Genomic DNA, 24,484 nt, shown 5'->3' on the forward strand with positions numbered 1-24,484 from the left:
AATGACTGCAACACTCGTGGCGCATGGCCTGGCCGGCGGGCACGGCCACCGCACCCTGTTCGATTCGCTCAACCTGACCGTCGCCCCCGGCGACGTGATCGGCGTCGTCGGATCGAACGGGGCCGGCAAGTCCACTCTGCTCCGGCTGCTCGCGGGTGTGGACGCGCCCCAGGCGGGCACTGTCAGCCTCGCACCGACCGACGCTTTCGTCGGTTGGCTGCCCCAGGAGCATGAACGGGTCGCCGGTGAGACCATCGCCGACTACATCGGCCGCCGCACCGGATGTGCCCAGGCCACCAGAGCCATGGATGACGCGGCAGCTGCACTCGGCGAAACCCCAGAGTCAGGTGCCGACGGAGTAGACCCGGCCGAGGTCTATGCGGTGGCCCTGGACCGCTGGCTGGCCAGCGGCGCCGCCGACCTCAGCGACCGGTTGCCGGCTGTTCTCGCGGACCTGGGCTTCGAACTCGATGGTGAACAGGCCGAGCAGGTGCTGATGACCTCCCTGTCCGGCGGCCAGGCCGCCCGAGTCGGGTTGGCGGCGCTGCTACTGTCCCGATTCGACATCGTTCTGCTGGACGAGCCCACCAACGACCTGGACCTCGACGGGCTCCAGAGGCTGGAGACCTTCGTCCAGGGACTGCGTGGTGGAGTGGTGCTGGTCAGCCATGACCGCGAGTTCCTCGCCCGCTGCGTGACCCACGTCCTGGAACTCGACCTGGTTCAGGGCACCAACCGGGTCTTCGGCGGCGGTTATGAGGCCTACCTGGAGGAACACGCGACTCTTCGCCGACAGCGTCGGGAGAAGTACGAGGAGTTCGCCGACAAGAAGGCAGACCTGGTCGCCCGGGCCAGGACGCAACGGGAGTGGTCGAGTCAGGGCGTGCGCAACGCGATCAAGAAGGCCCCGGACAACGACAAACTGAAGCGTCGTGCGGCAACGGAGTCCAGCGAGAAACAGGCCCAGAAGGTGCGTCAGATGGAGAGCCGGATCGCCCGTCTCGACGAGGTCGAGGAACCACGCAAGGAGTGGAAGCTGGAATTCACCATCGGTTCGGCTCCTCGCTCCAGTTCTGTGGTCTCGACGCTGAGCAACGCTGTCTTCCGACAAGGGTCCTTCACCCTCGGTCCGTTGTCGCTGCAGGTGAACGCGGGGGAACGCATCGGCATCACCGGACCGAACGGGGCCGGAAAATCCACGCTCCTGCGCGCACTCCTCGGCCACCAGGTCCCGGATGAGGGAAGCGCCAGCCTCGGCGTCAGCGTGCAGATCGGCGAGATCGACCAGGCGCGTTCCGTGCTGGCAGGTGAGCGGACACTTGTCGAGGCATTCGGGGAGGCAGTTCCCGACTTTTCCCGCGAAGAGGTGCGGACCCTGCTCGCCAAGTTCGGACTCTCCGCAGATCATGTGACTCGTCCGGTCGACGAGTTGTCACCCGGGGAACGTACCCGCGCCGGGATGGCGTTGCTGCAGGCCCGGGGTGTCAACCTGCTGGTACTCGACGAACCGACGAACCACCTGGACCTGGAGGCCATCGAACAGCTGGAGCAGTCATTGGAATCCTATTCCGGAACGCTGCTGCTGGTCACCCACGACCGGCGGATGCTTGAGACGGTGCAGCTCGACCGACACTGGCAGGTGGAGGCAGGCCGGGTCACGGAGGTCTGATCACTCCCGATCTCTCCCAGCCTCGCTTCCTGGTGTGCGGCTGTTCACTATTTATTCCTGTGAGCTGCGGAAACGGAAAACTGCCGGGGAGATCGATCAGCATGCATCCTCTCGGCTGGGGAGAAGTCCTGCTCAACGTCCCGGTCTACAGAATCTGCCAGTAGTGCCGGACAAGCCGGGGGAGCCTGTGCCTCGACTCCACCTACACCGGCTGGGATGTCGACGGTGGTTGGCCGAGTACACGACGGTTCCCGAGGCCTTTGTCCACCCTCTGTCACCGCTTGCTGACGCCGTCCACACTGCGTCCCTGCTGTGCGCGGGCATGATTAGCTACCGGGCGCTCAAACGGGCGAGACTGCGGCCTCCAGGGCTGAAATTTACGTGACGAGCAGGGGAGAGTGAAACCGGCAACTGGTGCGCGGCCCCGGCGCCGGAGCTGCGGGCTTCCGCGATCTTCTTCGCTCCCACCGGGGATATTATGCCCGCCGCCCTGCGCGCGACCACCCCTGGCGGGACTGTCTCGCTGGACTGCATCCACCTGAGCGACGCCCCCACCATGACGCCCGGGGAGCACCTGTTCCCCGCACGCGATCCGCAAACGGTCGCAGCGCACATCTCGCCGCCTACGAATTCTCGCAGGCCGCTACCGCAGTGGAAGACCTGTGCCGTGGTCGGGTCTCCGGACTGCTCCTGCGCACGGCTTAAAACAGGTAGAAGGCAATGAGCACAACCAGGAGCGGGATGCTTGACCCGACGGTTCCGCGGATGCTTCCGCCCCGGGGCTTCCAGAAGCCCAGGAGGTCGGCGACACCCATGGCCAGGCTTGCCAGCAGCAGATACCAGGTGGCACTGAGGACGATGACCGTGCCGGTCGTCTCGCTCCCGGTCCAGAACAGGATCAGACCGAAGAGCATTCCTGCGCCGGCGATGAGATTCCGGGCGCCGACCACAAACGCCCACATCCGCACATCTTCGATGGTGCCGGTTTCGACGCTCAGGAACTTCCGGGCGGCGGGACGGGTGTAGAAGATCATCTCCAGAGGCGACACAGCGATGAAGGTGAGAGAGCTCAGCAGTGCCGCAATCTGGGCCACGAGGTTGAGGGTGGTCAGGGCCGACTCCTTCAGTTGCCGGATGATGCATTGTAGTGCTCATTTTACGAGGGAAATCCGGTAGATACCTGAGAGTGACAGAAGAGATCGGCAGTGACAGCGGGGTATTCACCTGCAGGTCAACCGGGACAGTGTCGGGGGCCTTTCGTCTGCGTGCCCATCACCTGGCGGAACGTCTGGGGGGAGAGGAAGGACTGCCGGCATCGTCGTCGAGCTGGACGTCGACCTCGGAATAGATGAGGCTCTCCTCCTTGTTGTTGTGACAGCCCAGCTGTTTCAGCAGCTCGCGACACCGATCGGGGCGGACTTCGGTCTCGAGCACATCCATGGCACACCAGATCTCGCAGCGCTCCCGGAGCATCCCCGAGTCCCGCAGGGACGGGAAGAGGAACTTCTCCTCCAGGTAGATATGCCAGCGTAGTGCGGGAAACGCCCGGTTCACCTCCCCGGTGCGCGGCCGGCACCGCTCCAGGCTCCCCGCGGAGGCTTGCAATACCGGCGTCGATCTCCTGGTGCTCCTGTTCGAGGGCACTGGCCAAGGTGTGGTCCATGACATAGCCCTACCCGGGAAAGTGAACGCCACTCCACGCTTCGCTGAGCTGCCAGAGGCGTCGCTGCACCTGGGGGTCGTGGGCCTCGGAGAGTGCTTCGGTGCTCTCCTGCTTGGAGAAATACCTGCTGCTCACCCCGGCCAGAGCCGGGGAATCGATGAGGCTGCGTACGGCGGCAACCCCGGTGGCCAGCTCATCCACCGTGGAACCCCAGCCTTCGGCGACCATGGCGGTGGGCATGAGGGTGGCGGGGTGCAGACTGTTGACGCTCACCTCATCCGCCGGCAGCAGCCCGGCCAGGTGGAAACCGGTGGCGATCATCGCGAATTTACTCTGTGCATAGGCCCGGCTGCCGGAGTAACCGGTCTCCAGCTGCCGGTCAGCCAGATCGAGCGGGTACTGCGCGGCGGAGGCGATGTTGACCACCCGGCTCGGTGCACCTGCCCGCAGCAGGGGAAGCAGATGCAGGGTCAGGGCGAAAGGAGCGAGGTGGTTGACCGCCAGGCGCAGCTCGATCCCGTCGGCGGAGAACTCGCGCACGTCCCCGCGTCCCTGTCCGATGCCGGCGTTGTTGACCAGTACCGACAATGAATCAGTCACGGCGGCCACCTGGACCGCGAGCTGTCTGACCTGGGCCAGGTCGGCGAGGTCCGCCTGGACGGTGGAGATGCGGGCGACAGATCCGGGCAGTTCCTCGGCCACCTGCTGCAGTTTCGCGGGGTTGCGGCCGTGGAGGATGAGGTGGCCGGGCTCAGCGGCGTAGTGCCGGGCCAGTTCCCGGCCCAGCCCACTGGTCGAACCGGTGATCAGGACGGTGCGCGGTGGAGTGATCATGGCCCGAACCCTAGCGGGGAGATGGCACCGGTGGGAACAGTTCCGGCTCAATCTCCGCCGGTCCGTTGACGTTGTTGCCCGGGTGTACCTACATTGAAACTATGCCGCTACCCGGCTGCCGGAAGGGCCCGCCCATGACCCAGACCCTCACCACCGACGCTGTGGAACGTGTCATCCGCGCCTCACCCGAGGACATCTATGCCATCGTCTCTGACATCACCCGGACACCCGAGCTGTCCCCAGAGGTCATCCGGGTCCGGTGGATCCGGGGTGCCACCGGTCCTGAAGTCGGGGCCCGTTTCCTCGCGATCAACTCCCTCGGGAGGATCTGGACGTGGCCGAATTTCCCGGTCGTGATCACGGCGGAACCTGGCCGCGAGTTCGCGATCAGTCGGACGGAGCCGTTCTTCGGAACCCTGGAGTGGCGGTATCACCTTCTCCCTCAGGGGGAGGGGAACACGCTGGTCACAGAGTCCTACACCGTCACCCGACCGCTGACGCGCGTGGCGTGGTTCATCCTGGAGAAACTGATCGGCAGCACGGACCGGGCCGGGGAACTCCGTTCCGGAATGGCGATCACGCTGGAACGGCTTGCTGAACTCGTGGAACATCCGGTGCCCCCGTCGCAGAGTTGAGGTCCTGACCCAGCGCGGAGTAGCTGTTGACCGCCTATGGTGGGCAGCATGACGCAGGATGACGTCGTTCAGGCCTACGATGCACACACATTCGATCCGGAGACCATGCTCGGCACCGTCGTTACCGATGGGGACCCGGACCGGCGGGTGATCGAGCCCTGGGCAGACACGGTCGACGGCGTGATCCTTGATGCCGGCTCCGGGACGGGGCGCTGGACCGGCAGACTCGCGGAGCTCGGCCACCGGGTCGAGGGGCTGGAGCCTGCCTGGCGGCTCATCGACCTGGCACGCGAGGCCCATCCCTCGGTGATGTTCCACCACGGTTCCGTGGATGATCTGGCGGATATGGGACAGCGGTGGGCGGGTGTTCTCGCCTGGTACTCCCTCATACACCTGGGACCTGAACAAATGCCGGATGCCCTCGATACCCTCCGCGTGGTCACGGAGAACAACGGTTCGCTCCTCATCTCCTTCTTCGCCGGAAAAGAGCTTGAGCAGATGCAACACCCCGTGGCCCCCGCCTGGCGTTGGCCACTATCGGAGATGACCCTCGCCCTGGAGCGCGCGGGCTTCGAGGTCACCCAGAGCCGGCGGGAACCCGGTTCCATGTTCGCCTGGGTGGCGGCGCGGGCGACAGTGGAGCCGATCTCCCGCTAACTTATTCCGGCGCATTCCCGGAATCTCGCCCCATGAGGAAGGGCGTGCTCACCCCCTCGTAGGACAGGTGGGTCATCAGCCCTTCCACTGCGTGGGGGAGGTTGTGGCAGTGGTCCATCCACACTCCGGGGTTGTCGGCGAGGAAGACGATGTCGTAGGACTCGCCGGCATCGACATCCAGAGAATCAGTCCACCAGGGGCTGCCGGTGGCCGGGATTCCGTCGCGTGCGGTGACCAGCACGTGGTGGCCGTGCAGGTGCATCGGATGGGCCTCCACCGAGCGGTTGCGGATGTGCATCGCCACCACATCCCCCTCCCGGACCACGTACATGGGTGCATGGCGGCCCATTTTTCCGTTGATGGTCCACCAGTAACCAGGGCGGCCGTCGAGGAAACCGATGCGCTGGCCGATGATGTAGTCGAAGTGGTGGTGGGGGACGGCGGCGTCGAGAAGCGTCGGGGCCGGTGAGCCGTAGGTGAGTAGATCCAGTTCCGCAGCAGGAATCCCCGCCTCGGGGGCGGTGGCGCCCGCGGGGCCGATGAGCAGCGAGACGCCCGTGGACTGGACCCGTACGGCCCCTTCCTCCGGGACGGTGACCTCCAGATCCGCGCGGGCGCCGGCGGCCAGGCGGACCTTGAGATCCCGGAAAGGTCCCGGCTCATGGCGGTCGACGCCGTCGATCGCCAGCAGGCGGGCCTGTGCCCCCGGTACCCAGAGGAAAGCCGTGAGATTGTCGGTGTTGATGGTGCGGACCCGCATCGTCTCACCAGGGAGGGCCGGCACGTGGGTCTGCCCTCCCACGGTGTTGATGGTGCGGGAACCACCCGGGTAGGTGTGCAGCAGCATGACGGTGTCGGGCACCGGCTCAGTCTCAGCGGGTTCAATGATGATGGCGCCGAACAAACCAGCGAGGACCTGCCGGTGGGAGACCTGGTGGGAGTGGTACCAGTAGGTTCCCGCGTCCTCGGCGAGGAAGCGGTAGGTGAAGGATTCTCCCGGGGTGACGGCATCCTGGGTCACCCCGGCGACCCCGTCCATGGCGGCGGGGACGTTAATGCCGTGCCAGTGCAGGGTCGTGCCTTCGGCGATGTCGATGTTGTGCAGGACGACCTCCACCAGGTCACCCCGCCGGGCCCGGATCTCCGGCCCGGGCGAGGTGCCGTTGAGGGTGTAACCCCGGAAGCTTCTCCCGGAGGGATGGTGGAGCTCGGAGGTGCTGGCCTTCAGTTCCACGCGGACGTCGGCCGGGTGGGCCGGGTCAACCTGAAAGGTGGTGATGTCGCGGGCGGTGTGACCGCCTGCGGTACCGGGGTGGTGGCCGTGGGCGGAGGTGGGGGAGCTCTCACCAGGGGCGGCAGACCACAGGGCTGGGTAACGGCTGTCCCACCACATCCAGGCCGATGCACTGAGGATCAGGGCGAAGAGGACGGCGACCACCCGGCGGACGAGCACCGACCAGCTGGGGCCCGCGGGAGGGGTGTCAATGGTGGGGGACTCCCGGTCAGACACCACTGCCTACGGTGCGGCGGGGCATCTCCTCCGCAGGACTGGTGCCCGTGACGGTGCGGCGGGAACGGAAGGCCAGGAAGGCCAGCACAGTGACCCCGAGGATCAGCAGCGCGTTGACACCGTGGAGGAAGGCCAGTCCCGTCAGTGCCTTGGCACCGAGCCCCAGTGCGACCTGGATGGCCACGAGGACCACCACGGTCAGCGCCAGGGTCAGCGCCTTCCGGTCATGGGTGAGGTAGCCGATGATGAGCAGGATGACCGCCAGCGCCGGGATGACGTAGAGACCGGAGATCATGTGGATGATCACGCCCCATACCGCTGTGAACGGCAGGTTGTTGATGTCGATCTCGGCGGAGTCGATGGTGCCGCCCGCAATCAGATGTCTGGCCAGCCCAGAGGTGAACCAGGCGGTGCCGGCGGCCTGGATGACGACGAGAAGGATGATGACGGCGGCGATGACGCGGTAGGCAGTTCTCATGATGGCTCCTGGAGGGATACAGCCCGCCGTGGCGGGCATGATTGTTGAGTTCAAGGAGCGCATCAAATCAACGAACGCATCAAGTTCTTTAACCCAGTAAACGCCGGTGCAATTTGCAGAGTCAAGGCTTCCACGGTCACATGTGCGTAACTAATGAGGCTGGAAAAATGCCTGTTGAGCAGCTGTGATGCAACGAAGAGGGGCTGTTGACCAGCTGAGTGGGCTGTTAGGATCAGGGCATGCGCCGACTCCTCGTGATTGCCGCCGCCACCGTCCTCTCCCTGACCTCCAGTGCCTGCGCCGGGGCTGGCACACGGGTCCAGACAGAGGCGTCGGAGACCTTCACGGTCACCGAGCACGGCACCTTCGACGAGGGGTGGGCGATGAGCTTCCTGCCCGGCACGGAGCACCTGCTCATCTCCGAACGCGGGGGGTCGCTGCAGCTGCGGGACCAGGGGACAGGGGAGGTCACCGAGGTCAGCGGCACACCTGAGGTGCACCACGCGGGCCAGGCGGGCATGCACGACATCATCCCCGGTCCCGGTTTCAGGCAGGACGGCACCGTTTACCTCAGCTGGGTGCGTGACCACGAGGCGGGCGCCCAGGGAGTGGTGGGTCGGGCCACCCTCGACGTGGCTGCCGCTGCCCTGGAGGACCTCGAGGTGATCTGGGAACAGACACCCACCTCAGGCAACGGACACTTCGCCCTGCGCATGCTCATCCGGGAGGACCATCTCTACCTCACCTCCGGTGACCGACAGAAATTCAGCCCCGCCCAGGAACGGGAGACGAACCTGGGGGCCGTGCTGCGCCTGACGCTGAATGGTGACCCTGCGCCGGACAACCCCTGGGCGGCGGAGGGGAATACCGCCGCGCAGTTGTGGACCATCGGCCACCGCAACCCGCTGGGCATCGCGGAGGACAGCACGGGCTTGATCTGGGTCTCCGAGATGGGCCCGCGCGGCGGCGATGAACTCAATCTGCTCGCCGAAGGTGAGAATTACGGCTGGCCGGAGGCATCCATGGGCAGGCATTACGACGGCCGCCCCATCCGGGACCACACCGAGGACGACGGTTTCCGTGCACCGGCCGAGTACTGGGTGCCGTCGATCTCTCCGGGCAGCCTGCTGATCTACCAGGGTGATCTCTTTGATGGCTGGGAGGACAGCGCACTGCTCGGCGGTCTGTCCGGGGAAACACTGGTGCGGGTGCAGCTCGACGGCGAGGACACGGAGATTGTCGAGCAGTGGGACATGGGGGAGCGGATCCGTGCCCTCGCCGAAGCCCCCGACGGGGCGCTGTGGGTGCTGGAGGACGACCGGGGCGGGCGGCTGCTGGAGTTACGCCCGGCCTGATTCCCGCTTCTGCCCCTGCTCCGGATCATCACCAGTCCCGGGGCGCCATGGTTCCGCAGTCTCCCCGGCGGTGCCGCCGAGGCTTTCCTCGGCAGCGGAATCATCAGCCCACAGGCCACTGGCGTGGTCGTAGGCGATCTCGTTGCCCTCATCGTCGGTACGGTGGTACCACTCGGTCACCCGTTGGGAGGTCGAGTCGAAGTGGGCGCCGGCGCCCCGGCCCTCCGGGGCGGGGGACACCGTCAGCTCGAAGTCATCGCCGTGTTCCTCGAGTCCGCGGACCACCGCGTTCTGGACGGCGGTGCTGGCGTAGGTGCGGCGGATGGCCGCAGGGTCCGTGGTCAGGTCCCGCAGGAAGGCCACCGTCATGAGGATGAGCACCACCGAGAAAGGTAGTGCGATGAGGATGGTGAGGTTCTGCAGCGCGGTCAGCGTGGTCTGGCCGCCGGCCAGCAGCATGACCGCGGCGATGCCCATCATGCACAGTCCCCAGAACACCACGATCAGTTTGTTCGGCGCGGGGTTGCCCTTCGAGGACATCGTCCCCATGACCACGGATGCGGAGTCTGCGGAGGTGACGAAGAAGATCGCCAGCACCACGATGAGGATGAACGGCGTGATGGCGTTGAGCGGCAGCTGCTCGAAGAGGGCGAAGAGCACCTGTTCATTGCCGGCGGTGCCGTCGAAGGACTCCACTCCCTCACGGTTGAAGTTGATGGCCGCTCCACCGAAGATCGTGAAGGCCAGAATGAGGATGAAGGAGGGGATGGCGATGGTCACCAGCGCGAATTCGCGGATGGTGCGGCCACGGGAGATACGCGCGATGAACATGCCCACGAACGGTGTCCACGCGATCCACCATGCCCAGTAGAAGGACGTCCACCAGCCCTGGAACTCCACCGTCTCCGCACCCCAGGACAGGGACTTGCCCATCATGGGCAGCATCTCGTCGAGGTAGGTGGCCACGCCGGAGGGGATGAGGTTGAGCAGGAAGAGCGTGGGCCCGAAGATGAAGACGAAGGCGACCAGCGCCAGGGTCAGGGTGATGTTGATGTTGGACAGGTAGCGGATGCCGCGGGCCACGCCCGAGACCGCGCTGATGATGAAGGCCACGCCGAGCAGGCCGATGATGACCAGGATGGCGTTGTTGGCCAGGGCCCCGGCCCCGGAGATGATCTCCACGCCCTTGCCGATCTGCAGGGCGGAGAGCCCGAGGGTGGCGGCAGTTCCGAAGAGGGTGGCGATGATCGCCAGGATGTCGATGACCCGGCCGGCCAGGCCCTCGGTGTTCTTCGCGCCCAGCAGGGAGAGGAAGACGGAGCTGATCAGCGAGGGGCGGCCACGTCGGTAGGTGGAGTAGGCCAGGGCGGCGCCGACGAGGGCGTAGAGGCCCCAGACGGCCAGACCCCAGTGGAAATGGGACTGGGCCATTGCCTGGTGGAGTGCCTCCCGGGTGCCCGCCTCCACGGTGTGCGGGGGCGGGGAGATGAAGTAGGACAGCGGCTCGGAGGGGCCGAAGAAGAAGATGCCCACGCCGATACCCGCGCCGAACATCATCGCGATCCAGGAGAAACGGGAGAACTCCGGCTCGTCGTTGTCCTTGCCCAGCGGGATGTGGCCGAAGCGGGAGAAGGCCAGGAAGAGCATGACGGCCAGGCCGAGGATCATGACGAAGTTGAGCAGCCACGATGCGTTACTCATGGCCCAGGAGAAAGCGGTGGAGGAGACCTCGGAGACCGAGGCGGGATTGCTCACGCCCCAGATGATGAAGGCGATGATGAGGGTGGCGGTGGTGAAGAAGACCACCTTGTCCAGGCCGAATTTCTTGCGCTGGTCCTCCACGCTGATACCGGGGACCAGACCGGGGTGCAGATCATGGGGGTAGATACCCACCGATCCGCTCTTGGCCGGGTTCAGGAACCGCTGGGTGACCTGGCTGGATATGCTTTCGCGTTGTTCAGAGCGACTGTCGGAAGTGTGCGGCATGGGTTTTCCTCACTGTGCTGAGTGAATGTGTCTGTACTCGTCGGATATGCCGCTGCTGCCTGGGACACCAGCTGGATCAGCGGGCTCAGGAGCAGGGCAGAGGCTGGTGGTGACAGGGAGCCGATGACAGTCATCAGGCTCTACCGGTCAGGGGCCTCCTCGGATGCGGTGTGGTCGGCCGTCCCCGGGCGACCATCTTCGTGACAGGGGCGCGGACACACCGGTTCCCTGCTGAACCCCTGGAACGTTAGTCCGCTCCCGGCGGGGTTGGCCAACCCAGGGACCGCTGCCGGCGGTTTCTGTCCTGGTCAGCGTGGCGTCCTCCGCCGCCCTGACCAGCACCGTCCCGGAGCGCCAACGTTTGAGTTGCGCGTCCGAAATCGGGACATGACTGGGATCACATGAGGGATTATTCTTGGTTTTCATGGCCACCGTGCGCATCCACGAACAACTCGATCCCGGCACCGCCGCGGCGGTCGCGGAGCTGTGGGGGCGGCTGGACACGGCGTCGCTCGGGACGGCCGATTTCATCACCACCGCCCAGGAACTGCTCGGTTACACCGGCACCACCAGCACCCGCCGGCAGCTGCTGCTCACCTGTGCTGACCCGGAGCTCACCGCCTTCGTCTGGGCGACCCTGCCGCTGAGTGACAACACCGCTCTTCTTGAGGCGGAGATGCGGATGATGGCGGGCGCCGATCCCGGTCCGTTGCTCCACGCCCTGCTGTCCCTGCGCCCCACTGTTGCCGTGTGGCTGCCGCCCGGTCATGACCTCTCCGGTCACGGCTTCCGCCGGGTGCAGGTGGAGATCGCCGCCGCGCTGCGGCTACCGGCGGCTGTTCCGGAGGCACCGCTGGCGGAGGGCTATGTCATCAACTCGTGGCGCGGTCCCGTGCCGGAGCACCACCTGTCGTGTGTGGCGGGCATGAAGGAGACGATGAGCACCGACATGCCCTGGGGCGGGCAGACACACGACCGGGAGGTGTGGGACGGGGCGCGGATCCGGGAGGCCGAGGAGGTGGACCGGCGGGCGGGCGTCGAGACGCTGTGGAGCCTCGCCCGCCACACCGGCAGTGGCACCTGCGTCGGTTTCACACAGCTGAGCTGCCCCGCAGGCCGCCCCTCCATCGCCTTCCAGGAGGACACGCTGGTGACTGGCGGGCACCGCGGGCACGGTCTGGGCATGGCCCTCAAGGTGGCCAATCTTGCCCGGCTGGCCCGCGAACTGCCGCGGGTGTGCACGATCTACACATGGAACGCGGAGGAGAACAACCCCATCCTGGAGATCAACCGACGCCTGGGTTTTGTCCCGGCGGCGCGTTTCGAATGCTGGCAGGCGGGCTGAACCTGCCGTCCCCCGCTTATCGACGCCCCGCCTCTACACGGAGACCATCTCCCCGGCCTTCTCCGGGGTCTCCTCCCGGGACAGCTTTGAGGGCCACCAGATCTTTCGCCCGATGTCGTAGGTCAGGGCCGGCACCAGCAGCGTTCGCACCAGGAAGGTGTCCAGCAGGACGCCGAAAGCGACGATGAAGGCGAGCTGCACGAGGAAGAGGATGGGGATGACCGACAGTGCGGCGAAGGTGGCCGCCAGGACGATGCCCGCGGAGGTGATCACCCCGCCGGTGACCGTCAACCCGCGGAGGATACCCGGATGGGTGCCGTGGGCGAGGGACTCCTCGCGCACCCGGGTCATCAGGAAGATGTTGTAGTCGATGCCCAGGGCCACCAGGAACACGAAACTGTAGAGCGGCACGGCCGGATCGGCGCCCGGGAAGCCCAGGATCCCGTTGAACACGAGCGCGGCCACGCCCATGGCGGTGCCGAAGGACAGGACGGTGGTGAGCACCAGCAGCACCGGGGCGAGGACCGAGCGCAGCAGCAGCATGAGGATAAACAGGATGACAGCCAGCACGATGGGGATGATGAGGTTGCGGTCATCGATTGCAGTGTCGTTGGTGTCAATGGAGGTGGCCGTCACGCCACCGACCAGGGCCTCACCCTCGACGTCCGCGAGCGCGACCCGCAGCTCGCGGACGGTCTGTCCGGCGGCGACAGAATCGGCCGCGGAGGACAGGGTGCCCTGGAGAAGCACGCGGCTCTCGACCACGGTCGGCTCCGGGACCGGACCCGGACCGAAGGGAGCCTGGATGTCGCCGTTCTCGTCGACCGGTGCGGTGCCGGTGGGGGAGTCCGCGGCAGTGACGGTCACGGAGCCGATCTCACCGTTGGCCCACATCACGCGAGCGACCTCGGCGGTCTGTCCCTGCTCAGTGAGGACGTAGACGGGGGAACCGGAGCCGCCGGGGAAGTGTTCGCCGAGCTTCTCCTGGCCGGTGCGGGCCTCGGATTCGCCGAGGATGAGCTCGGACTGGGGCACACCGCTGGCCTGCAGCTGGGTGGCGCCCACCGCACCGAAGGCGAGGATGACGGTCGTGGTGATCCAGATGGCGCGCGGGCTGTGCTTGACCTGGCGGGCCACCCAGGCCCACGGACCGGTGGTGGTGGCGGCACCCCCGGGGGTCTCCGGATCATAGACGGGTCGGCGCGGCCAGAAGGCGGCGCGGCCAAGGGCGAAGAGGACCGCCGGCAGGAAGGTCAGGGCGGAGGCCATGGCGAAGATGATGCCGATAGCGGCCACCGGGCCCAGGGTGCTGTTCGACTTCAGGTCGCTGAGCAGCAGGCAGAGCAGGCCGGCGATGACTGTGCCGCCCGAGGCCAGGATCGGTTCGATGGAACCACGGATGGCGCGGAAGGTGGCCTCCCACTTGTCCTGTATGTGTTTGAGTTCCTCGCGGTAGCGGGCGACGTAGAGGAGGGAGTAGTCGGTGGCCGCGCCAATGACGAGGATGAACAGGATGCCCTGGGTCTGGCCGCTGAGCAGGAGGACATCGGCCTTCGCCAGCCACCACACGCTCAACAGAGCCACGCACAGCGCGAAGAGACTGGTGGCCAGCACCGCGATCGGGAGCAGGAAGGAGCGGTAGACGATGATCAGGATGATGAGCACGGCGGCGAGTGCCACCGCCAGGAGGAGGCCGTCGATGCCGGCGAAGGCGGCGCCGAGGTCGGCGGTGAAACCGGCAGGACCTGTGACATAGACCTCGAGCCCCTCGGCCTGACCCTCGCGCAGTGTGTCACCGAGCAGGGTCACGGCCTCACCGGTGTCGACGCTGGTGTCCAGCGGGACGAAGGCCTGAGCAGCCAAGCCATCCTCGGAGGGGATCGGCGGCGAGACGTCACCTGCGACCACCGGCAGTTCGCCGGCCTGATCCATGCTCGCCGCGATCGCCCCGAGCTGCTGTTCGCTCAGTTCTTCCTCACCGACAAAGACGACGACGGCCGGGATGGCCTCGCTGTCGGTGAATTCGCTGAGTTTCTGCTGCACTACCGAGGCGTCGGCGGATTCGGGGAGGTAGAGGGTCTGGTCGTTGGTGGAGACCTCCTCGACCCGGCCGAAGTAGGGGCCGCCCACGGCGGCGCCCGCAAGCCAGATGAGGATGAGGGCTGCTGGTAGTAGGACGCGGAGCCAGCGGGGCACGCGAGAGGACATGAGGAACCTTTCCGGGGCTGTCCGGGGAATGCGGATAAGGGAAGTGTATTTCCTAGCCAGGAAAGATGCTAGACGAGCTTAGCTTCTGGGGTGTTAGGATCGTTCCATGCATCCTGAACACCCCGCGCGCGAACAGCAGGCTGAGGCTGGGGCGTACCCCGCCACCCCCGCAGTGGACCCTGTTGTTCCCGGGGTGCCGCCGGGTGTCTACGGCATCGAGGCCAATGACCCGCACAGCCGGCTCATCGACCGCAGTGACGTCTCCGGCGGCGACGTTGCCCAGATCACCGAACTCATGCAGGCCATGGGGGCACTGCGCGAGGTCGAGGACCGGGTCTCGGAGGCCTCCCTGGAGTACATGAAACTGGGGAAGACCGACATGCGCGCCCTGCACTTCCTCATCGTGGCAGAGAACACCGCGCAGACAGTGACCGCCTCCTCGCTGGCCGCGCACCTGGGCATCACCAGCGCATCCACCACCAAACTCCTCGATCGGCTGGAGCGCGGCGGGCACCTGATGCGCCGGCCGCACCCCAGTGACCGCCGTTCCCAGAGCATCCATATCACCGATGAAACCCGCACCGCCGCCATGGAGACCGTCGGGGTGCAGCATTCCCGACGTTTCCACGCCGCGGCCCGGCTCAGCCCCGCGGAGCGGGAGGTGGTCACCCGTTTCCTGCGGGACACCGCCGTCGAGCTGGAGGTCGGCCTGGACTGGGGTCGGGGAGAGACCTCCGAGGGGGAAGTGGAGTCCTGAACCGCAGGCGCCGCACCAGCTGCCCCGGTAGGATGATGTCATGACAACGTTCACTGAAGTCTCCGTCCTCCCCGACTACGACTGGTCGGAATTCAAACGAGTACTCATCGTCGTGGCACATCCCGATGACGCCGAATACGGCCTGTCCTGCGCGGTGGACACGTGGACCCGCGCCGGGGTGGAGGTGGGCTACCTGCTGCTCACGCACGGTGAGGCCGGCATCCGCACCATGGATCCGGCAGAGGTCGGTCCGCTGCGTGCGGAGGAGCAGCGCGAGGCCTGCGCCGCCGTCGGCGTGAGTGACCTGACCTTGCTTGAGCACCCGGACGGGCAGCTGGTGGAATCGATGGAACTGCGCCGGGACATCGCCCGCCACATCCGCCGGTTCCGCCCCGACACCGTCATCACCGCGAATTTCGAGCTCGAGGCCTACGGCACCTTCAACCAGGCTGACCATCGCGTCGCAGGTCTCATGACCGTCGACGCCGTGCGCGACGCCGACAACCCGTGGGTGCACCGCGACCTGGACCTGCCCGCACACAAGACCAGCCGTCTGCTGGTGGCCAACCCCGGCCAGCCGACCCACCGCATCGTGGTCGACGAGCCGGCCGAGCAGGCGGGAATTCGTTCGCTGACGGCCCACAAGGCATATTTCGAGGCACTGCCGGACCACCCGAAGCCGGAGGAGTTCATCCCGGCCATGCTCACCCAGCCGGATGGCGGGAAGGCGGTCGCTTTCCGGGTCTTCGAGCAGATCTAATCCCCGCGCGAACGCAGCAGTGGCACGAAGCGAAACAGTCCGTGCCGCGTCATGGCGGACTCGCCCTCGGAGATGCGCTCGATGTGCAGCATGGTCCCCTCGACCGGGATGACCATGCTGCCGCCGATCTTCAGCTGGTCGATGAGGTCCTGTGGGATGTGGTCGGCCTCTGCGGAGACGAGTATCCGGTCGAAGGGGGCCAGCTCCGGCAGGCCGAAGACACCGTCGGTGGCCTGGTGGATCTCCACCCCTTTGTAGCCGGCCGTCGCGAGATTCGCGCGGCCGAACTCCACAAGTTCCGGCACGAGCTCGACGCCGGTGACCTCGCAGCCGAGTTCGGCGAGCAGAGCGGTGGTCCAGCCGGAGCCGGAACCGACATCGAGGACGCGGTGACCCGCCTGCACGTCGAGGAGGTTGAGCATGAAGGCCACGGTGTAGGGCTGGGAGTTCGTCTGGCCGTGACCGATGGCGACGGGGGCGTCGAATTCCGCGTGCTGGCGCGCCCCGGGCGGCAGAAAATCAGCCCGGTTGACGGTGGACATGGCCTGGGCGACGCGGTTCATGCGGGCACCTCCGTGCACTCGCGGGAGAAGCTGATTTCCCCTTATTTTAGCAGCTCAGGCTAGACCTCGACAGATTCTCCGGGGCGCAGCGGCAGGTACTCCAGGGAGTGTTCCTCGGCCAGGGCCCCCAGCAGGCGCCGGCGCAGGTTGAGGCCGAAGTCGTTGTCGATGCCGTCATGGACACCGATGAATCGGGTCGGCCGGTTGGTGCGGAGGTAGTCCTCCACGTCGAGCATCTTCAGCCACGGGGCGCTGACGGGCACGAGCGCCACCTCGACGCCGTCCAGTTCAGGGAAGGAGTCACCGGTGTGCAGGACGCGGCCGTTGATGAGGAAGCCGAGGTTCTCCGGCAGGGGAGTGGAGTGGGTGACGGTGCCGTGGGCGGACTCGTGGACGGCGATGTGGAGAGCACCGACCTCGAAGGTGTCACCGTCGCGCACTGTGGTGTACGGGAAATCCACGCGCCCGGCCAGCTCAGCCGGGCCGTAGACCGCCAGCTGCGGGTTCTTCCCACGGGCGGCGGTCAGGGCCGCGGCGTCGACGTGGTCGGGATGGATGTGGGTGACGAGCACGGCATCGACCTCGGCCAGGTTCTCCGGCACCTCGAAGGAACCGGGGTCGATGATGACGCTGGTCTGCCCTTCGGACAGCTCCACGCAGGAATGGTAGCGGCGGGTGATCTTCATGGCCTCAATTGTGCCTGCGTGGACTGTCACCAGCCACTGGTCAGTCCGCTGGCGGCGGTGATGATCCTGCGGGCAGCCATGGTGTTCTCTCCTGTGGGGGATGGAACTGGGCGGTACACTCCCACGTATCCGTCTGAAAATGAAATGAGGATGAGAGTTTCAGATATTGGGGGAGAGGAGCAGCAATGGATTCCTCGTACGGGCAGCCTTCGCCCCAACGTATGTCAGGGGATGAGCCGATTCTGGATGCGACTGGAAGTCCCGCCGGCCGGTTGATCGACATCTGGCGGTGGGCTTATTCGGGGACGCTGGACAACACTCAACGTGGGGTCATCGCGGAATACGTGGTGGGGCTGGCTGTCGATGGTATTCGCGGCGGGGTCAGAGTGGACTGGGATGCGTTTGACTTGCTGACGCCGGATGGACTCAAGGTGGAGGTCAAGTCGGCCGCCTATCTGCAATCCTGGCGCCAGGACCGCCCCTCCAAGATCCAGTTCGGCATCGCCGAGACGGTCGGATGGACCGCCGCCACCAATACTTACGCCGAGGTGCTTTCCCGCCAGGCGGACGTCTACGTATTCTGCCTTTTCACCAGCACAGAACGGGAGGAAGCGGACCCGTTGGACACACGGCAGTGGCGATTCTGGGTCACATCGACGGCGCACCTCACCGAGGTGGTCGGCCGGCAGAAGACCATCTCTCTGAACGCTCTCCTGTCCCGGGTGGGGCCGGACGAGACGGATTTCGCGGGGCTGCGGGAGGCCGTGCGCCGCGCGACCCGCTGATCAGGAGTTCGCATCGATCCACTTCTCGACGAGCGAGGCACGGACGGGATAGAAGTCGTGTGCATCCACCCCGACGTGGAACTGCCGGCCGCGGATCATCTCGGGTTCGTGGGTGTGTCCGTGGACGAGGAGGCTGCGTCCATCATCGACCGGCATGAGCTCGAGCATCTCCTGCGAGGCGTGCGGGTCGACGAAGGAGAAGGGGTAGTGGGAGAGCAGGGCCTCGTTGCCCGCGCTGGTGCGCAGGCGGTCGCCGGTCTCGGGCAGGATCAGCTCGAAGGCCTCCTCATATAGCGGGCGCTGGCGCTCGGCGTAGTCCGGGTCCTGGAGCAGTGAGATGGAGTCGTGGTTGCCGGGCATGAGCAGGACGCGGCCGTTGAGCCGACCGGCGATGGGCAGGGTCTCCGCCCGGACGCCCATCGCAAAATCACCCAGGTGGAGAACCGTGTCACCCGGTTTGACCAGGGAGTTCCATCGCTCGATCATCATGGCGTTCATTTCCTCGATCCGGCCCTCGTATTCCCGGCCGAAGACCCCGGCCATGCGCTCGTGACCGAAGTGCTGGTCGGAGGTGAGGAAGTCGACCGCGCGGTTGATGCTGGCGATGGTGAGCATGAGGGCCTCTCCTTCAGGGGCAGTGTCTCCTTGAGCTCCAGGATAGGTGCGGAAACGCCGAACCCGCCCCGGCCCTCGGGGAGGGCGGGGCGGGCGTCGATAAGCGGCCGACTACTTCACGTAGGGCAGCAGCAGGCGCGACTCGTGCAGGGCGTCGCGGTAGACGGTCGTGGTGGTGGCACGGCCGATCGGCAGGTGGAAGGCATCCGGCGGGAGCAGGGAGTTGTGCTCATCGGACATCGGTTCGTTGTTGGACAGCTCGGCGACGAGCCTGTGGCCCGGCATGAACGTGGCTGCGAAGGGGTAGATGCGGATGATGTACTCGTTGATCTCGCCCGGGGTGACCGGGGTCTTGGAGGTGTGCGGGTGCACCGGGTTGCCCTCGGTCGAGCGTTCCGTGTCCAGCTCGTTCTGGCTGGCCTTGAGGTAGCCGGTGGTCACCAACTGGCGCTTACCGTTCGGGGCCACGTCCCACAGGCGCAGGATGAAGTTGGTGTCGTCCTGGTCGATGGCGGCATGGATGTGGGCGGCACCGGTGCCCATCATCTCGGTCGGCTCGGTGAACGCCGCGGTGGACCAGGAGATCATGGCGGTGTCATTGGTCAACGTCATCGGCAGCTGGGTGAAGGACTCCGGTGCGGCGTACTCCGGACCCAGCGGTTCCGGTTTGCCCGCGAGGACGTGGCGGGGACGCAGGTAGAGCGGGCGGTGCTCGATCTCCTTCGGAGGGAATGCGGCGCCGGTCTCGGTGGTGTCGGAACCCTCGACGTGGACGCTGACGGCCGGACCGTCGGTGATGCCGTTGTTGATGCCCTTGATCCAGTAGTCGTACCAGGCGAACATCTCGTCGTGGGCGTCGACGAAGGGGCGGGAGTTCATCGGGGGGTAGGCCAGGATGTCCAGCTTCTTCGGCCCCTGCACGGTGTTGAACAGCTCGATGGTGCCGTCCATCGTCCAGCCGCGGCCCTGCGCGATCTGCAGGTAGGTGGGGATGGTGATGTTCTCGGCCAGGGTGATCGGGTTGCGCTCCTCGTACCACTGCCCGTCCAGGTCGTTGAGGACGATGTCGAACCAGGCCTCGTGGTTCTTCGGGTAGTTCAGCACGTGGAACATGTTGGGCCAGCCGGCGACATCCGGGTCCTGCAGCCGCTCGGTGACGCGCGCCTTGACCTCCTCGGGGCTGAATTCCTCGAGCATGCGGGACTTGACGCCGTCGGTGAAGGCCCAGCCGGAGTCGCCACCGCGGCCCTCACGGGCGGCGCGCGGCATGAGCCACATCACGCCGCCGTGGTAGGTGGTCTCGTAGAAGTCGTAGTGGCCGCCGTTGACGAAGATGGCCTTCAGTGCCGGGGGGTTCTCGGCGGCGGCGAGCACGGACATGGAGCCGAAGTAGGAGGTGCCGATCATTCCGACGTTGCCGTCGCACCAGGGCTGCTCGGCGACCCACTGGATGAAGTCATAGGCGTCTTCACCGAGTGAGACGCCACCGGCGTTGTAGTTGCCGATGTGCTCGCCCTCGGAGTGACCGCTGCCGCGGACATCCCCGATGACGTGGACATAGTCTTCCGCGACGACACGGGCGATGTCGCCGGCCTCGATGCAGCCGTCCCACAGGACGGAGGGGCGGTACTGGGCAGGCATGGTCAAAGACAGTGCCTGGAGTTCCTTGCCGTAGGGGGACAGTGCGATCAGTGCAGGTCGCGGGGTGTCGTCGGGCTTGTGATAGGCGTCGGCGGCCATGAGGGCGCCGTCGCGCATCGGGATGCGCAGATCCTTGCGCACGGCGATCTGCTCGGTGCCGGCGGTGATCCTGGTGTAATCGGCCATGTGTGGGCTGCTCCTTCGCGTCCTGCATGGGCGCCTGCCGGGTTCTCCCTCAGGCGTGACATAGAACATATTATTATACTAAAGTGGTGTTAGCAAGGTTTTCCCACCGAACCCCAGGAGACACCATGACCACTCCCGTCCACCCGCTGATCTCCCCCTGGGGACGTTTCGGCCTCTACACCTTCCTCATCGACGCCCCGCGGCTGGCCATCGTGGACACCGGCATCGCCTCCTCCCCCGCAGAGGGCATGGCCCCTGAACTGGAGAAACTTGGCCGCAGCATCGAGGACGTCGAATGGATCCTGCTCACCCACGGCCACATCGACCACATGGGCGGGGCACACGCCCTCTGGGAGCTGACCGGACGCAAAGCGAAGGTCGTCCTCCACGAGGCGGACGTGCCCTACCTGGCCTCCCGCCGGGCGCATGTGGACAACTACCTGGGGCTGCGCGCCCAGTACCTGGACAACCCGGACGCGGAGGCCCAGCAGACTGCCATGGCCCAGAAGGTCATCTCCGGGGAAATGCAGCCGAGCATGATCGTCCGCGGCGGGGAGATCCTCGACCTCGGCGGGGGAGTCACCGTCTCCGTCCACCACACCCCGGGGCACACCGCAGGCTCGGTCTCCTATGTCATCGACGGCCAGAACGACGTCTTCGTCGGTGACGCCGTGCAGATCCACGGCGCCGCCAACGGCTTCCCCGGTTACGAGGACCCCGACGCCTACCGTTCCTCCCTGGAGTACCTGCGGGACGTGGTCCGGCCGAACCGCATGTACCAGGGCCACCCCTACGGCACTGCCGCCGGCGAGCCCTACGGTGTCGAACTCGACCGCGAGACCGCCCACCGGGCGCTGCAGGACAGCCTGGACATCGAGGCGCGTATCCGCGAGGCGGTCGCGCGTACCGACGCCGCCGACACCGACTCTCCGTACTCGCCCTACGAAGCTGTCGCCGCTGAGTTGGGCTACGGGAAGGACCCCATTCTCGAGCCCTCCCCGTTCTTCACCACGGTCCACGGATACCGCTCTCTCGTTCAGGGGTAGGGGTGGCCCACGGGGCTGACAAGGTATAAGTCCCTTCCTATACTGGCCGCATGACCACCCAGCGCCGCCCTGTCCCTCGTCGACGCCGAACCGGTTACCTCCTCGGTGGTGTCGCCGCTGTTGTTGCCGCTGGCGTGGCCGCCACCTCCCTGCTCTCCGCTGAGGAGTCGGCGGCACCCGCGGACCCCACCGAACCTGCCGAGGACGCCCACATCGTGGAGGCGAAGGGGGAGATCCCCGCTGAGGTGGTGGAGCCCGAACCGGAGCCGGAACCGCCCTTCGACTTCGGGGAATGCCCGCCGACCGCGCGTGCCTGCGTCGACCTGGAGGGCGAACGCGCCTGGCTGCAGCGGGACGGGGAGGTCACCTACGACGCCGTCCCCATCGGCCAGGGTGGACCGGGTTATGAGACGCCGCCGGGGACATTCCATGTCACCCGCAAGGTGGAGTACGACGTCTCCTACGCCTTCGACATGGCCCCGATGCCCTTCTCGGTGTACTTCACCAACGTCGGCCACGCCTTCCACGAGGGCGATCCGGAGGGCGACTCCCACGGCTGCGTCCGCCTCGGCCCCGGCCACGCCGAGCACTACTTCGGCGAGCTGCAGATCGGCGACGCGATCCACATCTACTGATTCTGCGGTCCCGGTGGGGCCTCAGAAACGCAGCACCAGAGTCCCGGGATCGTAGCCCTCCCCGGCCGGCAGGAAACCGTGGCGCTCATAGAGGTGGCGGGCGGGATTACCCTTCTCCACACTCAGGCTGATGCCCGGCATGCCCTTCTCCCGGGCCAGCGCGACTATCCCCTCCAGCAGCTGGCCACCCAGGCCACGCCCACGGTGGCCCTCCGCCACCCAGATGCTCAGCTCGGGGATGGACTCCTCGACGAAGCCGTAGCCCGGATCATCAGCGGGGAAGAAACGCAGCCACACCACACCCACCGGACCGCCATCCTCAGCCACCAGCCCCTCGTCAGCGGCGACATAATGGGCGAGCGTGGGTGTATTCATCACGTCGTCGAAGGCGTAGCGCGGACCCGCCCAGTTGATGTTGCCCAGGGTGGCCTGGGAGAGCAGGGCCTGTTCGTCAGCTCGTAGGGGGCGGATGGTGGTCATGGTGTGGCCTGCCTCGGGTTGAACCTCGCCGGAATCTTTCGGGGGAAACCGTCCTCGCCCGTTATGGTACGGATTCGCGGGCGGCCCCGGACACCGGCAGGCATCCGGGCCACACAACCTGCTAGAGTCTCCGGCGTTGCACGCATCATGGATGTGAACCTGTCTTGAGGCTTCCCATGGATTCCGATTCTGAGGAGGCTTTTGTGTCACCGATTCTGCGGCGCGTCATCTACGTCGCGTCCTACGAGATCATCGCCATCGCATTCGTCACCGTCGCCCTGGTGGTCCTGGGCTTCGGGGGAGGCAGCTCCGGGCTCATCGCCGTGGTGTCCTCCGCCGTGGCCATCGTATGGAACTTCATCTGGAACACCCTTTTCGAGGCCTGGGAACGCCGCCAGGCCTCAACAAAGCGCACCATCGCGCGCCGGGTCGTCCACTCCCTGGGCTTCGAGGGCGGACTGATCATCTTCCTCGTGCCCATTCTCGCCTGGATTCTCCAGGTCTCACTGGTGGAGGCCTTCATCCTCGAGCTGGGTCTGCTGGTCTTCTTCCTTATCTACACCTTCGTCTTCGCCTGGGTCTTCGACCTGGTGCTTCCGCCGCGGGCGCGGGTCGTCGACAGCTCGAAACCCCACTGACATGGGAAACCGGCCCCGGGCATCCACGAATGTCCGGGGCCGGTGGCGGGTTGACCTAGTTGTCCACCACCACCGTGTGGCTGCCACCCACCTTGCTGGGGGCGGATTCGCGCAGGAAGAGCGCGAAGAAGGTGGCCACGAGTGCGCCGCCGGAGGAGATGAACAGGGCAGAGGCCAGGCCGTACTGGTCGGCCACGGCACCGGTGATCACCGGGTTGAGGAAGCCGCCGACGAATTCGCCGATGCCCACCGGCAGGCCCACGGCCAGACCGGCGACAGCCGGGCGGACGGACTCGGCGGGGATGACGGACATGGCCAGACCACCCACGCCCATGCCGGCGGCGAAGACGAACACCGCGGCGCCCAGCAGACCGGGATTACCCACGTAGACGAAGGCCAGGGGAGCCAGCGTCGAGAGCAGGCCGAAGACGATGGCGGTGGGCCTGCGGCCGATGCGGTCGGAGACCAACGGGACGACGAAACCCCAGATGGCGGTCCCCACGCCGAAGGCGGCGAGGATCAGGCTCATGGAGCTGGCGCTCCAGCCGCGGATGTTGGTGAGGTACAGCGGGCCGAAGACCTGCAGGGCGATCAGGTAGACCATGAATCCGGAGAACATGACGATCGACAGCCACACGTTGCGGTTGCGCAGGACCTCAGACAGACCACCCTTATGGTCGGGGTGTGCGTAGTCGACGGCCTCCGGGGTGACGGCCTGCGGTTCGCGCATCACCTTCCAGATGACGAAGGCCATGATCAGGCCCGGGATGATGGTGAAGAAGAAGGCGGTACGCCAGTCGAAGATGTTGGCCAGGGCGACGATGATGATGGGGGCGAGCACGCCGCCGAAGAGCCCGTTGGCGGTGTTCATGGTGAATCCGAGGTTGAAGCCGCGGCGGTGCGGGGAGGATTCCATCGCCAGCACCGACTGGGTGACGGGGATGGTGGGTCCCTCGAACATGCCCATGAGCAGGCGCAGGATGATCAGGTGCATGAAGGTGCCCACGAAGCCCTGCATGAAGGAGGCCAGGGAGAAGGCGACCATGAGGACGACGAGGTAGACGCGCTTGCTCTTCACCCGGTCGGAGAGGCGGCCACCCACGATGGAGGCGATCGACCAGGTCAGTGCCGCCGCACCCGCGAGCTGGCCCACCTGCGCGTTGCTCAGGCCCAGGTCCGCCTGGATGAAGGGCATGAGGAAGTTGATGATCAGTCGGTCGAAGAACACCAGGCCGACGGCGAAGAAGAACACCGTGACGAGTTTGTTCTCGTAGGTCCAGAATGACTTCTTTGCGGTCCCGGGGGACGTGGTGGTGGTCATGATGGCCACTTTCGGTTGGGGGATATCAGCG

The 24,484-nt window shown here is 66.2% G+C and carries 24 protein-coding genes; 11 read left to right on the forward strand and 13 right to left on the reverse strand.

Going from position 1 to position 24,484, the window contains the following annotated elements:
* Position 1 precedes the first annotated feature (1 nt).
* Positions 2-1,669: an ABC-F family ATP-binding cassette domain-containing protein gene (locus NYP18_RS03960; protein ID WP_259426879.1), complete on the forward strand. Its 1,668-nt coding sequence runs from the start codon at positions 2-4 to the stop codon at positions 1,667-1,669.
* A gap of 701 nt (positions 1,670-2,370) precedes the next feature.
* Here the strand turns inward: NYP18_RS03960 and NYP18_RS03965 are convergent.
* The 3 genes from NYP18_RS03965 to NYP18_RS03975 all read right to left on the reverse strand — a co-directional run bounded on the left by NYP18_RS03965 (position 2,371) and on the right by NYP18_RS03975 (position 4,166).
* The gene (locus tag NYP18_RS03965) at positions 2,371-2,763 is read right to left on the reverse strand and encodes a DUF1304 family protein (protein WP_259426880.1); all 393 of its coding nucleotides are present in this window, start codon (positions 2,761-2,763) and stop codon (positions 2,371-2,373) included.
* 178 nt (positions 2,764-2,941) lie between these two features.
* Positions 2,942-3,223: a hemerythrin domain-containing protein gene (locus NYP18_RS03970; protein WP_259426881.1), complete on the reverse strand. Its 282-nt coding sequence runs from the start codon at positions 3,221-3,223 to the stop codon at positions 2,942-2,944.
* Between the two features lie 118 nt (positions 3,224-3,341).
* Positions 3,342-4,166: an SDR family NAD(P)-dependent oxidoreductase gene (locus NYP18_RS03975; protein ID WP_259426882.1), complete on the reverse strand. Its 825-nt coding sequence runs from the start codon at positions 4,164-4,166 to the stop codon at positions 3,342-3,344.
* A gap of 134 nt (positions 4,167-4,300) precedes the next feature.
* On the opposite strand from NYP18_RS03975, the gene NYP18_RS03980 reads away from it, so the two are divergent.
* Complete coding sequence (locus tag NYP18_RS03980; protein ID WP_259426883.1) at positions 4,301-4,801, forward strand: SRPBCC family protein; 501 nt, start codon at positions 4,301-4,303, stop codon at positions 4,799-4,801.
* A gap of 48 nt (positions 4,802-4,849) precedes the next feature.
* Positions 4,850-5,458 (forward strand): class I SAM-dependent DNA methyltransferase, encoded by a 609-nt coding sequence (locus tag NYP18_RS03985; RefSeq protein ID WP_259426884.1) that lies wholly within the window; start codon positions 4,850-4,852, stop codon positions 5,456-5,458.
* A 1-nt stretch (position 5,459) separates the two neighbouring features.
* Here NYP18_RS03985 and NYP18_RS03990 read toward each other — a convergent pair whose 3' ends face one another.
* Together NYP18_RS03990 and NYP18_RS03995 are read right to left on the reverse strand one after the other, a co-directional pair.
* Positions 5,460-6,968: a multicopper oxidase family protein gene (locus tag NYP18_RS03990; protein ID WP_259426885.1), complete on the reverse strand. Its 1,509-nt coding sequence runs from the start codon at positions 6,966-6,968 to the stop codon at positions 5,460-5,462.
* Positions 6,961-7,446 carry a hypothetical protein gene (locus NYP18_RS03995; protein ID WP_259426886.1) on the reverse strand — a complete coding sequence of 162 codons (486 nt, stop codon included), beginning with the start codon at positions 7,444-7,446 and terminating at the stop codon, positions 6,961-6,963. Before NYP18_RS03995 ends, NYP18_RS03990 begins: the two co-directional genes overlap by 8 nt.
* A 239-nt stretch (positions 7,447-7,685) precedes the next feature.
* Between NYP18_RS03995 and NYP18_RS04000 the strand changes: the two genes are divergently transcribed.
* On the forward strand, positions 7,686-8,801 hold the full coding sequence (locus NYP18_RS04000) for a PQQ-dependent sugar dehydrogenase (RefSeq protein ID WP_259426887.1): 1,116 nt from the start codon (positions 7,686-7,688) through the stop codon (positions 8,799-8,801).
* Here the strand turns inward: NYP18_RS04000 and NYP18_RS04005 are convergent.
* Positions 8,787-10,787 (reverse strand): BCCT family transporter, encoded by a 2,001-nt coding sequence (locus NYP18_RS04005; RefSeq protein ID WP_259426888.1) that lies wholly within the window; start codon positions 10,785-10,787, stop codon positions 8,787-8,789. The genes NYP18_RS04000 and NYP18_RS04005 overlap by 15 nt on opposite strands.
* A 424-nt stretch (positions 10,788-11,211) precedes the next feature.
* Between NYP18_RS04005 and NYP18_RS04010 the strand changes: the two genes are divergently transcribed.
* Positions 11,212-12,132 (forward strand): GNAT family N-acetyltransferase, encoded by a 921-nt coding sequence (locus NYP18_RS04010; RefSeq protein WP_259426889.1) that lies wholly within the window; start codon positions 11,212-11,214, stop codon positions 12,130-12,132.
* A gap of 33 nt (positions 12,133-12,165) precedes the next feature.
* On the opposite strand, the gene NYP18_RS04015 is transcribed toward NYP18_RS04010, so the two are convergent.
* A complete protein-coding gene (locus NYP18_RS04015) occupies positions 12,166-14,340 on the reverse strand; it encodes an MMPL family transporter (RefSeq protein WP_259426890.1) in 2,175 nt (724 codons plus the stop codon).
* A 106-nt stretch (positions 14,341-14,446) separates the two neighbouring features.
* Between NYP18_RS04015 and NYP18_RS04020 the strand changes: the two genes are divergently transcribed.
* Positions 14,447-15,097, forward strand: a complete 651-nt coding sequence (locus tag NYP18_RS04020; RefSeq protein WP_259426891.1) for a MarR family winged helix-turn-helix transcriptional regulator — start codon at positions 14,447-14,449, stop codon at positions 15,095-15,097.
* Between the two features lie 40 nt (positions 15,098-15,137).
* A complete protein-coding gene (locus NYP18_RS04025) occupies positions 15,138-15,857 on the forward strand; it encodes a PIG-L deacetylase family protein (protein WP_259426892.1) in 720 nt (239 codons plus the stop codon).
* On the opposite strand, the gene NYP18_RS04030 is transcribed toward NYP18_RS04025, so the two are convergent.
* A complete protein-coding gene (locus NYP18_RS04030) occupies positions 15,854-16,438 on the reverse strand; it encodes a protein-L-isoaspartate O-methyltransferase family protein (protein ID WP_259426893.1) in 585 nt (194 codons plus the stop codon). The two genes, NYP18_RS04025 and NYP18_RS04030, sit on opposite strands and share 4 nt — an antisense overlap.
* Before the next feature lie 41 nt (positions 16,439-16,479).
* Complete coding sequence (locus NYP18_RS04035; RefSeq protein WP_259426894.1) at positions 16,480-17,106, reverse strand: MBL fold metallo-hydrolase; 627 nt, start codon at positions 17,104-17,106, stop codon at positions 16,480-16,482.
* Positions 17,107-17,291: 185 nt separating this feature from the next.
* Between NYP18_RS04035 and NYP18_RS04040 the strand changes: the two genes are divergently transcribed.
* A complete protein-coding gene (locus NYP18_RS04040) occupies positions 17,292-17,891 on the forward strand; it encodes a hypothetical protein (RefSeq protein WP_259426895.1) in 600 nt (199 codons plus the stop codon).
* Here the strand turns inward: NYP18_RS04040 and NYP18_RS04045 are convergent, their stop codons facing one another.
* Positions 17,892-18,506: a metallophosphoesterase family protein gene (locus NYP18_RS04045; protein ID WP_259426896.1), complete on the reverse strand. Its 615-nt coding sequence runs from the start codon at positions 18,504-18,506 to the stop codon at positions 17,892-17,894.
* Between the two features lie 111 nt (positions 18,507-18,617).
* Positions 18,618-20,333 carry a CocE/NonD family hydrolase gene (locus NYP18_RS04050; protein WP_259426897.1) on the reverse strand — a complete coding sequence of 572 codons (1,716 nt, stop codon included), beginning with the start codon at positions 20,331-20,333 and terminating at the stop codon, positions 18,618-18,620.
* A gap of 125 nt (positions 20,334-20,458) precedes the next feature.
* Between NYP18_RS04050 and NYP18_RS04055 the strand changes: the two genes are divergently transcribed.
* Together NYP18_RS04055 and NYP18_RS04060 are read left to right on the forward strand one after the other, a co-directional pair.
* Entirely contained in the window at positions 20,459-21,379 is a 921-nt protein-coding gene (locus NYP18_RS04055) for an MBL fold metallo-hydrolase (protein WP_259426898.1), read from the forward strand.
* Between the two features lie 50 nt (positions 21,380-21,429).
* Positions 21,430-22,014, forward strand: a complete 585-nt coding sequence (locus NYP18_RS04060) for a L,D-transpeptidase (protein WP_259426899.1) — start codon at positions 21,430-21,432, stop codon at positions 22,012-22,014.
* A gap of 21 nt (positions 22,015-22,035) precedes the next feature.
* On the opposite strand, the gene NYP18_RS04065 is transcribed toward NYP18_RS04060, so the two are convergent.
* A complete protein-coding gene (locus NYP18_RS04065) occupies positions 22,036-22,494 on the reverse strand; it encodes a GNAT family N-acetyltransferase (RefSeq protein WP_259426900.1) in 459 nt (152 codons plus the stop codon).
* A 203-nt stretch (positions 22,495-22,697) separates the two neighbouring features.
* On the opposite strand from NYP18_RS04065, the gene NYP18_RS04070 reads away from it, so the two are divergent.
* Positions 22,698-23,132: a PACE efflux transporter gene (locus tag NYP18_RS04070; RefSeq protein WP_259426901.1), complete on the forward strand. Its 435-nt coding sequence runs from the start codon at positions 22,698-22,700 to the stop codon at positions 23,130-23,132.
* 55 nt (positions 23,133-23,187) lie between these two features.
* Here NYP18_RS04070 and NYP18_RS04075 read toward each other — a convergent pair whose 3' ends face one another.
* Positions 23,188-24,453, reverse strand: a complete 1,266-nt coding sequence (locus NYP18_RS04075) for an MFS transporter (protein WP_259426902.1) — start codon at positions 24,451-24,453, stop codon at positions 23,188-23,190.
* Positions 24,454-24,484 lie beyond the last annotated feature (31 nt).

Source organism: Corynebacterium lemuris (assembly GCF_024919295.1).
GTDB classification, from domain to species: domain Bacteria; phylum Actinomycetota; class Actinomycetes; order Mycobacteriales; family Mycobacteriaceae; genus Corynebacterium; species Corynebacterium lemuris.

Bases quoted from the DNA above. Each gene is read 5' to 3' on its own strand.
- NYP18_RS04000 (WP_259426887.1), top strand. From the start codon at position 7,686: ATGCGCCGACTCCTCGTGATTGCCGCCGCCACCGTCCTCTCCCTGACC.
- NYP18_RS04010 (WP_259426889.1), top strand. From the start codon at position 11,212: ATGGCCACCGTGCGCATCCACGAACAACTCGATCCCGGCACCGCCGCG.
- NYP18_RS03985 (WP_259426884.1), top strand. From the start codon at position 4,850: ATGACGCAGGATGACGTCGTTCAGGCCTACGATGCACACACATTCGAT.
- NYP18_RS03995 (WP_259426886.1), bottom strand. From the start codon at position 7,446: ATGAGAACTGCCTACCGCGTCATCGCCGCCGTCATCATCCTTCTCGTC.
- NYP18_RS04005 (WP_259426888.1), bottom strand. From the start codon at position 10,787: ATGCCGCACACTTCCGACAGTCGCTCTGAACAACGCGAAAGCATATCC.
- NYP18_RS04035 (WP_259426894.1), bottom strand. From the start codon at position 17,106: ATGAAGATCACCCGCCGCTACCATTCCTGCGTGGAGCTGTCCGAAGGG.
- NYP18_RS03960 (WP_259426879.1), top strand. From the start codon at position 2: ATGACTGCAACACTCGTGGCGCATGGCCTGGCCGGCGGGCACGGCCAC.
- NYP18_RS04020 (WP_259426891.1), top strand. From the start codon at position 14,447: ATGCATCCTGAACACCCCGCGCGCGAACAGCAGGCTGAGGCTGGGGCG.
- NYP18_RS04065 (WP_259426900.1), bottom strand. From the start codon at position 22,494: ATGACCACCATCCGCCCCCTACGAGCTGACGAACAGGCCCTGCTCTCC.
- NYP18_RS04050 (WP_259426897.1), bottom strand. From the start codon at position 20,333: ATGGCCGATTACACCAGGATCACCGCCGGCACCGAGCAGATCGCCGTG.
- NYP18_RS04045 (WP_259426896.1), bottom strand. From the start codon at position 18,506: ATGCTCACCATCGCCAGCATCAACCGCGCGGTCGACTTCCTCACCTCC.
- NYP18_RS04025 (WP_259426892.1), top strand. From the start codon at position 15,138: ATGACAACGTTCACTGAAGTCTCCGTCCTCCCCGACTACGACTGGTCG.
- NYP18_RS03975 (WP_259426882.1), bottom strand. From the start codon at position 4,166: ATGATCACTCCACCGCGCACCGTCCTGATCACCGGTTCGACCAGTGGG.
- NYP18_RS04040 (WP_259426895.1), top strand. From the start codon at position 17,292: ATGGATTCCTCGTACGGGCAGCCTTCGCCCCAACGTATGTCAGGGGAT.
- NYP18_RS04075 (WP_259426902.1), bottom strand. From the start codon at position 24,453: ATGACCACCACCACGTCCCCCGGGACCGCAAAGAAGTCATTCTGGACC.
- NYP18_RS04055 (WP_259426898.1), top strand. From the start codon at position 20,459: ATGACCACTCCCGTCCACCCGCTGATCTCCCCCTGGGGACGTTTCGGC.
- NYP18_RS04060 (WP_259426899.1), top strand. From the start codon at position 21,430: ATGACCACCCAGCGCCGCCCTGTCCCTCGTCGACGCCGAACCGGTTAC.
- NYP18_RS04015 (WP_259426890.1), bottom strand. From the start codon at position 14,340: ATGTCCTCTCGCGTGCCCCGCTGGCTCCGCGTCCTACTACCAGCAGCC.
- NYP18_RS03980 (WP_259426883.1), top strand. From the start codon at position 4,301: ATGACCCAGACCCTCACCACCGACGCTGTGGAACGTGTCATCCGCGCC.